Annotated in this window: 15 protein-coding genes; 2 read left to right on the forward strand and 13 right to left on the reverse strand. The window is 58.9% G+C overall.

The features are described 5' to 3' along the window. Window positions 1-593 precede the first annotated feature (593 nt). The 10 genes from BMW66_RS09195 to BMW66_RS09240 form a co-directional block, all read right to left on the reverse strand. Window positions 594-1,241, reverse strand: a complete 648-nt coding sequence (locus tag BMW66_RS09195; RefSeq protein ID WP_175483202.1) for a TetR/AcrR family transcriptional regulator — start codon at window positions 1,239-1,241, stop codon at window positions 594-596. A 21-nt stretch (window positions 1,242-1,262) separates the two neighbouring features. Continuing rightward, window positions 1,263-2,915, reverse strand: coding sequence for an AMP-binding protein (locus BMW66_RS09200; RefSeq protein WP_093117880.1), 1,653 nt, complete (start codon window positions 2,913-2,915; stop codon window positions 1,263-1,265). Window positions 2,916-2,963: 48 nt separating this feature from the next. Beyond that, window positions 2,964-3,677 (reverse strand): ABC transporter ATP-binding protein, encoded by a 714-nt coding sequence (locus BMW66_RS09205; protein ID WP_093117717.1) that lies wholly within the window; start codon window positions 3,675-3,677, stop codon window positions 2,964-2,966. Continuing rightward, window positions 3,670-4,434 (reverse strand): ABC transporter ATP-binding protein, encoded by a 765-nt coding sequence (locus BMW66_RS09210; protein WP_093117719.1) that lies wholly within the window; start codon window positions 4,432-4,434, stop codon window positions 3,670-3,672. The genes BMW66_RS09205 and BMW66_RS09210 overlap by 8 nt, the downstream gene beginning before the upstream one ends. Then, complete coding sequence (locus tag BMW66_RS09215; protein WP_093117721.1) at window positions 4,431-5,396, reverse strand: branched-chain amino acid ABC transporter permease; 966 nt, start codon at window positions 5,394-5,396, stop codon at window positions 4,431-4,433. The genes BMW66_RS09210 and BMW66_RS09215 overlap by 4 nt, the downstream gene beginning before the upstream one ends. Further along, the gene (locus tag BMW66_RS09220) at window positions 5,393-6,286 is read right to left on the reverse strand and encodes a branched-chain amino acid ABC transporter permease (RefSeq protein WP_093117723.1); all 894 of its coding nucleotides are present in this window, start codon (window positions 6,284-6,286) and stop codon (window positions 5,393-5,395) included. The genes BMW66_RS09215 and BMW66_RS09220 overlap by 4 nt, the downstream gene beginning before the upstream one ends. 62 nt (window positions 6,287-6,348) lie before the next feature. After that, window positions 6,349-7,605, reverse strand: a complete 1,257-nt coding sequence (locus BMW66_RS09225) for an ABC transporter substrate-binding protein (RefSeq protein ID WP_093117724.1) — start codon at window positions 7,603-7,605, stop codon at window positions 6,349-6,351. Window positions 7,606-7,640: 35 nt separating this feature from the next. Further along, the gene (locus BMW66_RS09230) at window positions 7,641-8,438 is read right to left on the reverse strand and encodes an enoyl-CoA hydratase/isomerase family protein (RefSeq protein WP_093117727.1); all 798 of its coding nucleotides are present in this window, start codon (window positions 8,436-8,438) and stop codon (window positions 7,641-7,643) included. Between the two features lie 2 nt (window positions 8,439-8,440). Next, complete coding sequence (locus BMW66_RS09235) at window positions 8,441-9,544, reverse strand: acyl-CoA dehydrogenase family protein (RefSeq protein WP_139196144.1); 1,104 nt, start codon at window positions 9,542-9,544, stop codon at window positions 8,441-8,443. Between the two features lie 17 nt (window positions 9,545-9,561). Further along, window positions 9,562-10,752, reverse strand: a complete 1,191-nt coding sequence (locus BMW66_RS09240; RefSeq protein WP_093117731.1) for an acyl-CoA dehydrogenase family protein — start codon at window positions 10,750-10,752, stop codon at window positions 9,562-9,564. Window positions 10,753-10,864: 112 nt separating this feature from the next. On the opposite strand from BMW66_RS09240, the gene BMW66_RS09245 reads away from it, so the two are divergent. Beyond that, a complete protein-coding gene (locus tag BMW66_RS09245; protein ID WP_139196145.1) occupies window positions 10,865-11,176 on the forward strand; it encodes a DUF6880 family protein in 312 nt (103 codons plus the stop codon). A gap of 461 nt (window positions 11,177-11,637) precedes the next feature. Here BMW66_RS09245 and BMW66_RS20860 read toward each other — a convergent pair whose 3' ends face one another. Then, window positions 11,638-12,225: a helix-turn-helix domain-containing protein gene (locus tag BMW66_RS20860; protein ID WP_093117735.1), complete on the reverse strand. Its 588-nt coding sequence runs from the start codon at window positions 12,223-12,225 to the stop codon at window positions 11,638-11,640. Between the two features lie 680 nt (window positions 12,226-12,905). Here BMW66_RS20860 and BMW66_RS20585 point away from each other — a divergent pair. Next, a complete protein-coding gene (locus BMW66_RS20585) occupies window positions 12,906-13,127 on the forward strand; it encodes a helix-turn-helix domain-containing protein (protein ID WP_093117740.1) in 222 nt (73 codons plus the stop codon). Window positions 13,128-13,363: 236 nt separating this feature from the next. On the opposite strand, the gene BMW66_RS20310 is transcribed toward BMW66_RS20585, so the two are convergent. Continuing rightward, window positions 13,364-13,507, reverse strand: a complete 144-nt coding sequence (locus tag BMW66_RS20310; RefSeq protein ID WP_175483199.1) for a hypothetical protein — start codon at window positions 13,505-13,507, stop codon at window positions 13,364-13,366. Window positions 13,508-13,513: 6 nt separating this feature from the next. After that, a complete protein-coding gene (locus BMW66_RS09265) occupies window positions 13,514-13,915 on the reverse strand; it encodes a helix-turn-helix domain-containing protein (RefSeq protein ID WP_093117742.1) in 402 nt (133 codons plus the stop codon). Window positions 13,916-13,934 lie beyond the last annotated feature (19 nt).

The raw sequence follows: 13,934 nt of genomic DNA on the forward strand, positions 1-13,934 counted from the left end.
GCCCGAATCTCTGCAATGGCTTTTTGGAGCCGCCCCGTGCGAAGATCTGCTGAATACATTGCGCAAATACATCTGCGAGCACCACCAGGCTGGCTGGGACGCTCACTGGCAGCGTCCAGCGCTTGCTTTGACGTCTGTGATAGCTCGGAAGATGAAACGCCTGCCCTGAGCGCTTATAGCTATTTCGTCGATACTTTCCGTGCCAGCAAAACGATGGGAGGTTCCATTCACCCGAACGCGGCGGCGCCAGAATACATCCCCCTCGCACCCGAGAAAATTCCCTAGGACTTCGATCTCTCCATGGTCAGACGCGACGGCTCCCGTCGGGATGTCGGGCCATTCCTACGGGGCAAATGCATGACGGGTGTCTTCGGATTGTTTCAAAATTTCCGGATGGTGACTGCGTGACACCGAATTGTGCTGGACAAAAAGGTTAGCATTTCCCGCATGTCTGATCATCGCGAGTTCAGATAGATTGGCGCCAGTCAATAAGCAACGAACCTTGACTTATCATGAGCTGCCGCCTGAATTCGGTCGAGATTTTTCGATAAACGGGCAAGCCGGCGATGTCACGGCGCACATGGGCCACACCATCAACCCGAGCATGTTTCATCCCCGGCTTCTTGTTGGGGCATCATGCGCGTGGGATCGACACCCATCGCCAAAGCAACAGCCTTCAGATAGGTGCGTTCGACCTCTACGGGCAATTTCTTGATGCTGTGTCCCTCAACCGCGTAGTGTTCCAGAAGATACTCGCGCGCTCCGATGAACATTAGGGCGAGCGTCTGAAACTCCTCAGGCGCATAGGCTTCGATCTGACCGGTGGCATGGCCCTTTTCGAGGGATCTCTTGTAGCCCTCGGCCATTCGTTTCAGATAGTTACGATGCGCTTGAGGTGCAAAGAATGCCGCCTCGTTCAGAATGCGATGAAGCTCTGGGTGGTCTATCAGATATTCGAAATTGGCCTCTAGCCCAAGGCGTTCGCGTTCTTCGACCGTTTCGGACCGGCCGGCCCGCTGTGCGATATGACGTAGCATTTCCTCGCCAACGTGGGGCAGCAATCGATCGAACAAATCCTGTTGGTCCCGGAAATACTGATAGATCAGACCATGCGAAACGCCGGCCTCTTCGGCAATTCGCGCAATCGACGCCTTGGCATATCCATGCCGGCCGACGATGATCGCAGCGGCGCGGAAAATGGCTTCACGAGTTGCGGTGGCCTTCTCTTCCCTCTTGCCCACGATACTCTCCGTTCTGCATGGCTAGTTTGACGGAACGACGCCATAGCCCTCAGGAAACCGTTCCGCAAGATCACGTCGCAGCAAATGTTTCTGCACTTTACCCGACGCCGTTTTCGGAAGAGTGTCGCGATACTCTACATATTCTGGCCATTTCTGCCGTGCCAGCCCCTGTTTTTCCAGCCACGCGGCAAGCACCTTCCGGTCGGGACGGTCGCGCCCTGCGGGAATTAGGCAGACCGCCACACCTTCGCCCAGCCGGACATGGCGCATGGCGACCACGGCGGCCTCTTCTATCGCAGGATGGTTATGCAATGTGTCTTCGATCTCTTTGGCGGAGAGGTTTTCGCCACCTCTGATAATAAGGTCCTTTTTTCGTCCAGTAATAGTCAGAACTCCGTTCGAATCGACCCACCCAAGATCGCCGGTGCGGAAATACCCATCGGCATCAAAACTGTCGGGATTTTCAGTCGGATCGGTATAGCCGCGGAACAGGCTCGGACCCTTCGCGCAAATCTCACCCTCTTGCCCCGGTCGAACGACTGCGTCATCTTCGCCGCGCACCACGACCTCCCAGCCGTTGATATATCCATCAGTTGTCGCGGCCAGAACACTATCCTCAAGACAACCCTGAGTAATCATTGGAGCCTCTGAACTACCGAAGACACGGAAGGCACGACAATTCGTAAACGTCGACATAGCTCGCTCGATTACCGAGGGCGGCACTGATGCGCCGCCACAGCCGAAAATTCGCAAGCTTTCCAAGCCCGTTCCCTTTTGTGCAGCCGCAGCGATCAACTCGCTCAGGAAAGGTGTGGCGCCGATCATGAAATCGACGCCGTGGCTGTCGATGAGGTCGCAGGCGCGCTCGCTGTCCCAATGCTCCATGAAGATTGTTGTGCTGCCCAACGCAAACGGCGCCTCAATCCCATATGAGTAGCCAGTAACGTGGGTGACAGGGCTGGGCATCAGAAGTCGGGCCCTAGAGCCAAGATTCCATGCCTCGAAACTCGAGTTCACAGGTCGGATCGACTGATTATGGCTGTAGATCACACCTTTGGGGGTCCCGGTCGTCCCTGAGGTATAAATGATAAGTTTGGCAGAATCCGGATCGGCTCCGTCAAGGGGAGTGTCCAGAGTGTGCCCACGTCTGATGAGCCTTTCCAGTCCGTCGTCGTCGTCGCCAAGGATTGCGACATGATCCAGATCGGGGAGATCGTCGCGCAAAGACGTGATCATTGAAGGATAATCCACGCCACGAAATCTCTTAGGAATGAACAATACCCGAGCACGGCAATCACGTAGGATGTGGCGCAGTTCGGCCTCGCGGTAGATGGGAATCACCGGATTGATCACGAAACCGGCCAACGCGCAGGCGGCATTGATTAGCACCGTCTCAGGCCAATTGGGCAATTGAAAGCTGATGGTCTCACCGGGTCTTATCCCCATGTCCAACAAGCCACGCGCCAAGGCGCTGGCTTTTTCAAGAACCTCGCCATACCGCAGAACCATGCGCTCGCCGATCACGGCCTCATCGTCAGGACGGTCCTGCGCTTGTCGGCGCAGATGATCGGCCAGCGTCAACCCGCTCCACTCGCCAGCGTCTCGTCGCGCCGACCGTTCGCCCTGCTCGAATCGCAGATCCCAGTTTCCGATGCGTTCCAACACTGCGCCCATTCCCCCTCCAATGTTTAGGCGCGACATGTAAATGCGCCTAAAATCTTCCTAAACTGCCAGATATCGGTCCTTCAGCGTCGGGTCTGCGTCAAAGTCCTGCCAGTTCCCGGAAAACACGATCACGCCACTGTCGATGAGAAACACCCGTTCGGTGCAAGCACGCACGAAAGCCAGATTCTGCTCGGCAATCAACAGCGAAAGCCCCATTTTCCGCAGTCGTGCAATATCGCGGGCCATCTCGTCCACCACGACGGGCGCCAAGCCTTCGACCGGCTCATCCAGACATAGCAGCCGCGCGCACCCGAACACGCCGCGCGCCACGGCGACAAGCTGCTGCTGCCCGCCGCTAAGCTGCCCACCACCGCGATCTTTCAGCGGCTCAAGCAATGGAAAGCTCTGCCAGATGTCCTCCATACTCACAGAGGCTCCGCGTCCCCGCGCCGCGATCCTCCCAAGGGCGATATTCTCTGTCACGGTGATGTCGGGATAGATGCGCCTGTCCTCGGGAACCAGCATCAACCCAGCGCGCGCGCGGTTTTCGGTGCTCATGCCGGTGAGGGACTGGCCGCCGAATTCGATCAGCCCGCTGCTGCGTGGTCCGGCGTCCAAAAGCGCCTTCAACAGGGTAGATTTACCGGCCCCGTTGCGCCCCAGAAGCGCGATACTTTCGCCTTCGTCCACATTCAAGGCAACGGAATGCAGAATATGGCTGCCCCCATACCAGGCATCCAGCCCTGAGACATTCAGCAAAGGTTCAGTCATGTCCAAGATATACCTCGCGCACATTCGGATCAGCGCGCACATCCGCTGGCGCGCCATCGGCTATGATCCGGCCCTGATGTAACACGGTGAGCCGTGTCGCGAGGCCAAAGACCACCTCCATGTCATGTTCGGTCAGAAGCAGCGTCAGCCCATGCGTATCGCGCAGCCGGGCAATCATCGCCACCGCGTCGGCGCGGTCGGCAGGCGACATGCCTGCCGTCGGCTCATCAAGCATCACCAATGTCGGGCGAAGAGCCAATGACATTGCCAACTCCAGACGCTTCTTGTCGCCATGCGCGAGGATGCGCGCGGGCCGGTCGGCGGCCGCTGCCAGATCAAGTTCGCTCATCAGTTCATCCACCTCGGCACGCAACTCCGCAGCCGGTGCAAGGCTAAATAGGCGCCGGGCCGTTCCACGGGCGAGGCGGTCGCGCATTTCGACGGCGACGGTCATGTTTTCGCGCGCGGTCATTTCGGGAAAGATCCGCGCAACCTGAAACGTGCGTCCGATCCCCATCTGGACGCGCCGCCACCCCCGCAAGCCGGTAATCTCGCGTCCTTCGAGGGAGATGACGCCCTTGTCGCTTGGCACCTCTCCGCTGAGGCATTTGAAGAGTGTCGTCTTGCCCGCGCCATTCGGGCCGATCACCACGCGCGATTCCCCCGGGGCAATGCTTAGTTCTACGTCGTGGAGAACTTGAACAAGGCCATAGGACTTGCAAAGCGCCTTCGCCTCAAGAATTGGAGCATCTGTCATCCCTTGGCCTCCTCCCTCGTCCGACCGACGCGCAAGAGCAGGCCAAGGATTCCCCCCGGAACCGCCAGCACTACCACCAACAGCAGAATGCCCGAGGTCATATCCGCCAGACCCAGCATGTTTCGCGTTCCGTAATCAAGCATGCCGAACAGGATTGCCCCCAGTGCCGGACCCCAAAACCGGCTGGTGCCGCCCAGAAGGGCATAGAGTATCGGCATGGTGGACATCGACCAATGCGCGATTTCTGGGGAGACGATCTGTGACCACGGTGCCATGACCGCACCGGCCAGAGCTGCGAAAACCCCCGATACGCAAAACGCCAACAGTTGCCATCTGCGCACATTCGCACCCAGAAAGGATGTTCGCAGGCGGTCTTGCTTGATCGCCTGCAACAGACGTCCCGTAGGCGAATGGGTGAAACACCAGAGCGCCAGCGCGGCCAAGGTCATCGAAAGGACGATGAAAACATAATACATGTCTCCATCAAGAGATAGGCGCAGCGATCCGACGCCGATTTCCGGGCGGCGGATACCCACCAACCCATCCGCCCGACCCAAAGCGTCAGTTTTGGTGATAACGATATGCACGAGGGCGGAAAAGGCCAGCGTCAGAATGGCGAAATAGGTCCCCGAGGCACGGCGCAGTGCGACAAAACCGAATACCCAAGCCAGCACGCCGCCCGAGAGGGCCGCCAGAACCAGTGTCAACAGGAACGGCACCTCGGGCGCTGAAAGTGAAAACTTGGCCATCGTGTAGGCACCGGCGGCCAAGAACATCGAATGGCCGAAACTCAGCAGCCCTGCACCCGCGAAAAGCAGGTTCCAGGACAGCGCGAAAACGATGTTTATCGCCACAAGGCCAGCCAGGAAAACCACGCCCGAGTTGGCCACAAGAGGCACGCATAAGAACGCCGCGCCCCCCAGGCCGGCCAGGGCCATCGTCTTTGCAAGATCGCGGTTCATACCCACTCCGTCCTTCCTTTTGTCAAAAGCCCCTGCGGACGGATCAGCAACAATCCGGCCAGCGCCACAAGATAGAAGATGCCGGGATAATTCGGGAACAGCATTCCACCGATGCTTTCGATTTGACCAAGTAGTAGCGCCGCGAGAAACGCGCCGCGAATGCTGCCCATGCCGCCAACGATCACGACGCCGAATGCCTGAAGCAGAAACACGCCGCCCAATTCAGGCGATAGTCCCTGATTGGCAACAAGAAGCCCGCCTGCAAGGCCGGCTAGGGCGAAGGAAATGACAACGGTGATCAGGTAAATCCGTGTCACGTCCAACCCCAGAAGCCGCGCCATCCAGGCATCATGCGCGACGATGCGCACAAGCTTTCCGGTTTCCGTGCGAGCCATGAAAACTTCGAGCGCAACATAGACCACAACGCCGCAGACGATGATGAAGATAGTAAAGGTCGGCGCGATCAAATCGCCGATGAACAATGCCGAATTCAGCGCCTCTGGCGGCATGATCGCACGAAAATCGAGACCCCAGATAAGTTCGATTGCCCCTATACACACCATGAGCAACGCATATGTGGCGATCAGAGCATAGGCGTCCTCAACGTCACGCAGACGCCTGAAGATCGTCACATCGACCAGAACACCGAGCGCACCGACCACGGCTCCTGAAACCAGCGCCACGGCGATATAGGTCCATATCGACACTCCACCGCCCAACGCCTCGATCATGGCCCAGGCCAGGTAGGCGCCCACCATGAAAAATCCGCCATGGGCAAAATTTAGAATGTGTAGAATGCCGAAAATCAGCGTCAGTCCGGCCGCGACCAGAAAAGTTGCCATTGCCCAGGAGAGACCGCCGAACACGACCAGCCCGATATCCATCATCATTGTGATTGTGCCCCTTCAGAAGGAACCGGGCGAGCGCGCCCCGCCCGGTTTGATCGTCGGTGTCAAAGGGTGGTCAATTCCAGCTTTTCACCCGGGTTTGCGGCCTCGATGACGTCCGCCCCGTCGATGGAAATCGAATCGGTCACCTCGAACCCGGCTTCGGCGCTATTACTGGGCTCAATAAAGGCCATTTCCGCGTTTTTGATCGCTTGGTTATCCTCCGCGCGGATAGTGCGCGGCCCGGTGGCGCTATCAAAGGTCAGCCCCTTAAGCCCGTCGATCACCGCCTGAGTTTCTGTGCTGCCCGTTTTCTCGATAGAAGCCTTGTAGGCCAGCACCGCGGCTTGCGCCTCGGCGGCCCATCCAAGGGGATACTGGCTTCCGGTCCTGTTGACATATTCATCATAGAGGCGGTCCGAGATAGGATTGCCCGTGTTGGCCTTGTAATACCAATGGAACCCGGTCCAGCCGCGCGGAACCTGATTTCCCATCGCCGAGGCGACCAAAAACTCATTTGAGGAATCCACCAGAACGTCGAGATTGTCGAACAATCCAAATGGCTTTGCCTGCTGATAGAGTGTTACCGCATCGCCCCCGTAAACCGACGTAAAGATGCCTTGCGGCTTCAGTCTTGTTGCCTGGGCGATAAAGGTCTTGTAGTCGCCCGCGCCATACGGAACCAGGATCGGATCAGGAATCTCGGGGCGATTGCCTGTGGTCTGCTCCCAACGCTTCGCCATCGCGTCGATGAACACGGCCCAAGTGGTCCGCCCGTATTCATGATCGGGAATGATCCCGACCCACTTGTTGACGTCGGGTTGGGTGTCGGCCACATGCTGCACCATCCCGTGCGCGCGTGTGTAGGGGTTATCGCCAACGCGGAAGACATGGGGGCTGTAATTTTCGTGATTGATCTTCTCGGAACCGGCGCCCGACGTGATCATGATACCACCTTCGCCTTCCATCATCGTTCCCATGGCCAAGGCCACCGTGCTCGAAATCGCTCCCAGTTGCAGGTTCACTCCTGCTCCGGTCAATTCACGGGCGGCCACGGTGGCATCGTTCGGGTTGGCTTTTGAATCGCGAATCTCCAGAGCGACTTGTCGCCCATCAATGCCGCCCGCCTCATTGATCCCCTCCACGGCGATCTCTGCGCCGACGCGCACGGCGTCGCCGATCAACTGCTGGGGACCGCTAAGCGGTGTCACCAGCCCGATAGGAATGGCCGTTTGCCCGCGCACGATACCCGGCGCGAATAACGGAATCGAAGCAGCGGCGCCCGCGCTAGCCAAGAGATGGCGTCTAGTCAGTCTGGTCATGGTTCTCTCCTCCTAGAAATAACCGTTGATGGCGATTATTCGCCGGTAAATTCGGGTTTGCGCTTCTCACGAAATGCCGCCACCGCCTCTGCATGATCGCGGGACAGGTTCGACATCATTTCATACGCGATCCCAGCATCCATGCTGGCGTGAACAAGGGCCTTGAGCGGCAGATTTGCGGTAATCTTGGTCCAGCGGATCGCCTTGATTGCTCCGCCGGCAAGGCGACGGGCAAGGCCGTAGGCCGCTTCGTCCAAGTTCTCGACTGGCACCGCGCGACTTATCAGGCCCATCTGCGCCGCATCAGTCGCAGGGATTGGGTCCCCTGTCATCAGGTATTCCCGCGCACGACCAAATCCGATCATCTGTGGCCAAAGGAATGCCCCGCCATCGCCCGCGACCAGCCCGATCGAAACATGCGGATCACCTATCTTGGCCTTCTCAGAAGCGATGACCACGTCGCAAGACAAGGCGACAGACGCGCCTAGTCCAAGGGCATGTCCGTTCATTCGGCAGATCAGAGGCTTTTCGAGATCGAGCTGCGAGAACAAAATGCGCTTGGCCTCTGTCGCAGTGATCTCGAAATTCGACGGCGTGTCGATCGCATCCTGCATCCAGTCGACATCACCGCCAGCGCAAAACGCACGTCCCGCACCTGTAAGCACCACGATATCGGACTCCGGGTCGTCGTTTGCATCGGAAAAAACGCGCGACAGCTCTGAATGCAGCTTTGCATTCACCGAATTGAGCGACTCGGGGAGGTTCAGGGTGATTGTCAGGATTCGTCCCTCGCGGGAAAACGTTATCGTCTCGTAGTCATCGAACAACGCCATTGTCAGGCCTCCTTGCCAGTGGATATTTCACCGCGCGCATCGGCAATCCGCTCCAGATGCCAGGCCTCGTCCCCAAGACCCAGTGAAAGCGCCTTGAGGCGGCGGAATGCCGAGCCAATGGGCAATTCCTCGGTCATGCCGATGCCCCCGTGTAGCTGGATCGCCTCGCGACCGATTTGCAGACACCGCGCGCAAACACCCTGTTTGGCCGCCGATAACGGGCTGACGCGTGCCTCGCCGGCAGGCAGGGAGAGGGCATGATTGGCCATCATAGCAAGCGACCGCGCCTCCTCTAGCGCAATATTCAGATCCACCATGCGATGCTGAAGCGCCTGAAACGATCCGATCGGTTGCCCGAATTGCTCACGCGTCTTGAGATACTCAAGCGTGCGCTCGTGCAGCAAGTCCGCCAGCCCGACCGCTTCGGCGCAAAGGGCGGCCGTCGCATGATCGAGCGCCTCGCTCAGCACGTCCTCGGCGGTATTGCCCTGACATAGAATGTCATCGTGCCCGATGGCGACATCGGTGAGCAGCAAATCCGCAGCATCTCCGCCGTCCAGCAGCCGCCGTTCGCGCAGCGAAATCCCTTCGCGATCAGCGGGAACGCGTAGCAATACAAGCGACCCCGCACCGTCAGAGGCCGAAATCAGGAAGTGGTCGGCCAGAGTCGCCCACGATACCAGAGATTTTGTGCCGCTGAGGCGATGTCCACCGCCGCAATCCATCAAACGCAAATCCGGAGTGAAGGGCGCATGACGCTGGTTCGGCTCTTCGAGGGCGGGCAACTCGATGCTTTGACCTTCCAGCACATTCGCAAGGGATGTCTTCGCACCGGCGCCCGACAGCAGCCGTGCACCTAAGACCATCCCTTCGATGAGAGGCGCGCGCAGCAGCGCGCGTCCCGCCATCTCCATTATCACTGCCACTTCGACCGGCCCGCCGTCGATACCGCCTTCGGCTTCCGAAAACCCCGCGCCAAGCCAGCCCATGTCCGCGATCTCGCGCCATAGAGCACGATCCGCTTGCGGACGGCTCGGCAGCGATGCAAGCCAGCGTTCCGCAGTGTCGCGCAGCATGTTCTGTTCATCGCTCAGACTAAATTCCACAGCGCTCTCCCCTCTCTCTAAACACGCGTCGTTGGCAGGCCGAGGGCGTGCTTGGCGATGATATTGCGCTGAATTTCGTTGCTACCGCCCCAGATCGTCGGGGCGCGCTGAAACAGGAAGTCATGAACGATGCCCATGCTACGCAGTTCCTCGTCGATGCCGGTCCCATCCGAGAGCATCTGGGGATCATAGGCCAGCGCATCGGGGCCTAGAACATCGACGGAAAACTCGGAAATTTCCTGAAGCAGCGAGCTGCCGCGAATCTTCAGCAGCGAGGATTCTGTCCCAGGTGCAGCACCGGCCGTAACGTCTGCCAAAAGCCGCAGCGACATCCACTCCAACGCGTGAATATCGACCTCGAACCGCGCGATCTTATCACGGATGCGCCAGTCCTTCCCAAGCCCACGGGCTTGCGCGGCGCTTTCCGCTCGCGCGAGCAACCGACGCGCCTTTCCGGTTTCGGCAGACAGAACCCGCTCATGGCCCAGCAGGAACTTGGCATAGGTCCAGCCCTTGTTCTCCTCGCCTACTAAATTGGTGGCTGGCACGCGCACATCGTCGAAGAACACCTGGTTGAGATGCCGGAATCCGTCGATTGACTGGATCGGCTGAACATTGATTCCCGGTGTATTCATGTCGATTAGGAGGAACGAAATTCCCTGTTGCAGTCGGGCGTCGGAGTTGGTGCGCACGAGGCAGAACATCATGTCGGCCCACTGCGCCATGCTGGTCCATATCTTCGAACCGTTGACGACATAGGCGTCGCCATCCCGGCGGGCCTTTGTCGACAGGCGTGCAAGATCCGACCCCGCGCCCGGTTCGGAATATCCCTGACACCAGAATACGCTGTTGTCGACAATCCCCGGAAGGTGGCGCCGTTTTTGCTCTTCGTTCCCAAAGGTGAAGATCACCGGACCCGCATAGTTGACCCCGAAGGGCAACAGCCAAGGCGCGCCAGCGCGGGCAGTCTCTTCCTGAAAGATGTAGCTTTCAGATGCTCCCCATTCTTGCCCGCCATAGTCCTTGGGCCAGAACCCGGCCAGCCAGCCGCGACTCGCCAGAATGTCTTGCCAGCGCATGTAGTCATCACGCTGTAGCGGCTGGCCGTGAAGCACCTTGTCGCTGATGTCGCGGGGAAGCTGTGTCGAACAAAATTCGCGCACTTCGTCGCGAAAGTCGACCTCCGCGTTACTCCATAGGGCTGTCACAGAACTCCTCCCCAAGCTCAAATATTGATTATTGATTCATTATTCATTTTTTGATTCGAGTAAAGCTCTTTTGACGAAAGTCGACACCATCGTTGCGGACAGCGCGTCACACATGAGCGCGCCGGCAGGGTCGTGGTGCCCCGGGCCGAAGAACTGGATGGTCACGCTGACACCTGCTGCTAACGCCCTTGAGGCCAACCACCCGCTCGCCGCCACGCTGATGCGCCGCGCGATGATCGAATACACTTTGGGTGGCGCGAAATCCAAACGCTACCGCCACGCCGCCCGCCACCTTGCGGAATGCCGGTTCTGCGATCCGGCGATCGAGGACTACGGCAATGTCCTACCCCACGGGCAGTTTGTCGAGGGCTTGCGCGAGAAACACGGCCGCAAATACGGGTTCTGGCATCTAATCGACGAGTAGAGATTGGGCGCGAAAATGATTGGCTAAGCCGGTCACAGGCGATGTCCACGCCGAGAGCGGCGAAGGTCGGAAAACAGCCCCGAACCCGCTGGTCAATCCGCCTCCGCCCTCACCGGTTTCATACTTAGCGAAGAGAGAAAGCTGACCGATGCAACTGCGGCGTCGTGCAAGCAGCTCCCTTCAAAGCAGACACTCATCCCCGATTTCGTGGCGCGCGTGAGGACGACTGCCGCCTCGACGATGCCGATCTTCGAGGAGGCCTGGGCGTTGTGATCAGGCTTTTCGGCAAGTTGGCGGTCGTTCTCGCGGTTTGCGAGCAGCGTGAACAGGACGCTTCGGCTGAAGTGCAGCCGAAGCTCCTTTGCATCTCAAGGATGAGGGGACTTGGCACATTGCAGCCTTGGGCTGGGACAAGGAACACGATGGCCGGCCTATTCACAAGGCGATGTTTGACTGAGCTTCTATGTGGGCCTGTCTGGCGCGAATTTACGACGGTAGGTGCCGGGGGTGACGCGGGCGAGCCGTTTGAATAGGCGCCTAAAGGCCGCCCCGTCCTCGTATCCGACTTCCCAACTGATCTGTTCGACCGACAGGTCGCTCTGTTCGAGCTTCCGCTTGGCGTGGTCAACTCGGAGGTGCTGGACATAGGCGAGCGTGCATGCGTTGCATCCACTCGACCAGTTCCGGATGTCGATCCCGCACCCAACCTTCTTCAACCGCCATGGTTGGCACGATGACGACATCGGTAGGCAGCTGTGCAGGCACATCTTGCGCATGCGGGGCCAAAGAGACTTTGGCATAGGAAACCGAGGAGGCATCGAGACCATAGTGCAAATCCGCGACCTGACGCACGACATCACCGACGGCATCCGCTGTGATGACAGCGCGCAACCGCCGGATGGTTCTACGGATCGGAGGGCTGCCGAACACCCATGGGACGAACTGATAGCTTCCGCGCGCCTGCGAGCACTCCTCTGGACGAGGCGGAACGCCACCTTCCTGAACAGCCACAGATCGTCATCCATAGCTGCGAGACGCGCCACAACCATGCCGGCCGGGACCGTCAGACGCCTTTCTGGGAGATTTCTCGGAGAGATCGAGGCGGCACAGAACTGCGAGAGCGCCGGAAAGTCCTTGTTTTTATGGCGCTAACTGGTGGGAATGGTTGACAATTCACCACAAAAAACCGTTTTTCGGGCGATTTCTGTCAACTTCAGGTAAACCTTTGTCAACCATTTGCCGGATAAAGAGGCCCTTCTTGGGGACTTCTGCCCCCAAGAAGGTTTCCAACCTTTTCGCTCGGGTAAACCTCTGTCAACCCTCGGCAACCCTCTCGCCACCACTAGGGATTCGACGAGGAATGGCCTGATCGTCGTCCCCCCCCCCGAAAGCCAAATCTCCGATCCTCTCATGCTGGTCGGGTAGTAGCCTGGGCTCTTCAAATTTCCCGGTGGCTTCGGACGGCACGCGGTTTTGAGTAGCCTTCGGCCGTTCTGAGCGATGGAGGGCGGAATGGAGCTGGAGACGAGCCTTTTCACGATGGCTTCTGGCCTTCAGGAGCCAGGGGCCCTGGAGCATTGCCGATGTGCGCTTTGATGCCTCGGCCAAGGAGGTCCACTTCGAGGTCCGTTTCAAGGCGGGAAGCCGGTTTGCCTGTCCGTCCTGCGGCGTGACCGACCAGCCGGTTCACGACACGCGATAGCGCAGCTGGGAACATCTGCGTTTCTTCGTGCACAATGCCTTCATCTATGCCTGCGTTCCCCGCGTCGCCTGCAGCCAGTGCGGCAAGACCGGGCAGGCCCCGGTTCCCTGGGCGCGCAGCGGCAGCGGCTTCAGCCAGCTGTTCGACGCCTTCGTGATCGCCCTGGCCCGCGAGGTGCTGGTGAAGATCATCGCCGATCTTCTCGAGGTCGGGACCGACCGGATAACGGGACGACTTTTCGCAGGGTAGGCTCGATGCTGTTCTTATCGCATAAAGGATCCCACCCGCCGTGCGGGAACGAGCGGCGCGCGAAGGGATAGATTTTACCAAATTGGGTGGCCGATGCGTCTGTCCGCGTCTAACCACGACAAAATGCTGTAAAACCCCGGCTGCCTTTATCACATCAACTTTAGGCAACCCCCTCGGGATCCGGCGAGGGACGACGATCGCACCATTCCTCGCCGGTAGCCTACGCCTTGACCCTGCTAAGTCCGTCTGGGTGCACAAACACGCCGCAGAAGCTGCACACGGCGCAGGGTCGGCATCGGATCGCGATCATTGCTGATGTCGCGCAAGAAGCGCAGCCAGGCGCGCTCATTGGGCGTCAGTTCGTTTTTCTGATCTATCATGATGCGCTACCTCCCGAAGATGGCCCTGATCGCCGCCTGGGACCTGCTGGTCAGCCGCGGATCGGTGTTGTCGGATACCTCGCGGATCTCCTGCAGCCAGCCACGCTCGTTCGTAGTGACAGGCTCGCCAAACACGTTGATCACGGCTTCCGCTCCCGTGCGGCCAATGGCCTGTTCCAATGCGAGGCGCATCAGGTAGGCCGGATCACACTCCAGAGCGCGCGCCAAGGCGGGGATGCGATCAAGCGCCGCCTTGGTGCTGCCCTGCTTAATCATCGTGATCATGTTCTGGTTCACATATCCGGCCTGGGCGGCGATCTCTGCCTGGCTTTTCTTGGATTTCAACTCAAGCACCCGGCGTTCGAGATATTTTGCCAATCCGGTGTCGGCATGCGGTTTCTTGGTCATCGCTTTTCCTCTCAGATGT

It is taken from the genome of Salinihabitans flavidus, from assembly GCF_900110425.1.
Taxonomy (GTDB): Bacteria; Pseudomonadota; Alphaproteobacteria; order Rhodobacterales; family Rhodobacteraceae; genus Salinihabitans; species Salinihabitans flavidus.

Bases quoted from the DNA above. Each gene is read 5' to 3' on its own strand.
- BMW66_RS09200 (WP_093117880.1), bottom strand. From the start codon at position 2,915: ATGGGCGCAGTGTTGGAACGCATCGGAAACTGGGATCTGCGATTCGAG.
- BMW66_RS09205 (WP_093117717.1), bottom strand. From the start codon at position 3,677: ATGACTGAACCTTTGCTGAATGTCTCAGGGCTGGATGCCTGGTATGGG.
- BMW66_RS09210 (WP_093117719.1), bottom strand. From the start codon at position 4,434: ATGACAGATGCTCCAATTCTTGAGGCGAAGGCGCTTTGCAAGTCCTAT.
- BMW66_RS09215 (WP_093117721.1), bottom strand. From the start codon at position 5,396: ATGAACCGCGATCTTGCAAAGACGATGGCCCTGGCCGGCCTGGGGGGC.
- BMW66_RS09220 (WP_093117723.1), bottom strand. From the start codon at position 6,286: ATGATGATGGATATCGGGCTGGTCGTGTTCGGCGGTCTCTCCTGGGCA.
- BMW66_RS09225 (WP_093117724.1), bottom strand. From the start codon at position 7,605: ATGACCAGACTGACTAGACGCCATCTCTTGGCTAGCGCGGGCGCCGCT.
- BMW66_RS09230 (WP_093117727.1), bottom strand. From the start codon at position 8,438: ATGGCGTTGTTCGATGACTACGAGACGATAACGTTTTCCCGCGAGGGA.
- BMW66_RS09245 (WP_139196145.1), top strand. From the start codon at position 10,865: ATGAGCGCGCCGGCAGGGTCGTGGTGCCCCGGGCCGAAGAACTGGATG.
- BMW66_RS20860 (WP_093117735.1), bottom strand. From the start codon at position 12,225: ATGGTTGTGGCGCGTCTCGCAGCTATGGATGACGATCTGTGGCTGTTC.
- BMW66_RS20310 (WP_175483199.1), bottom strand. From the start codon at position 13,507: ATGATAGATCAGAAAAACGAACTGACGCCCAATGAGCGCGCCTGGCTG.
- BMW66_RS09265 (WP_093117742.1), bottom strand. From the start codon at position 13,915: ATGACCAAGAAACCGCATGCCGACACCGGATTGGCAAAATATCTCGAA.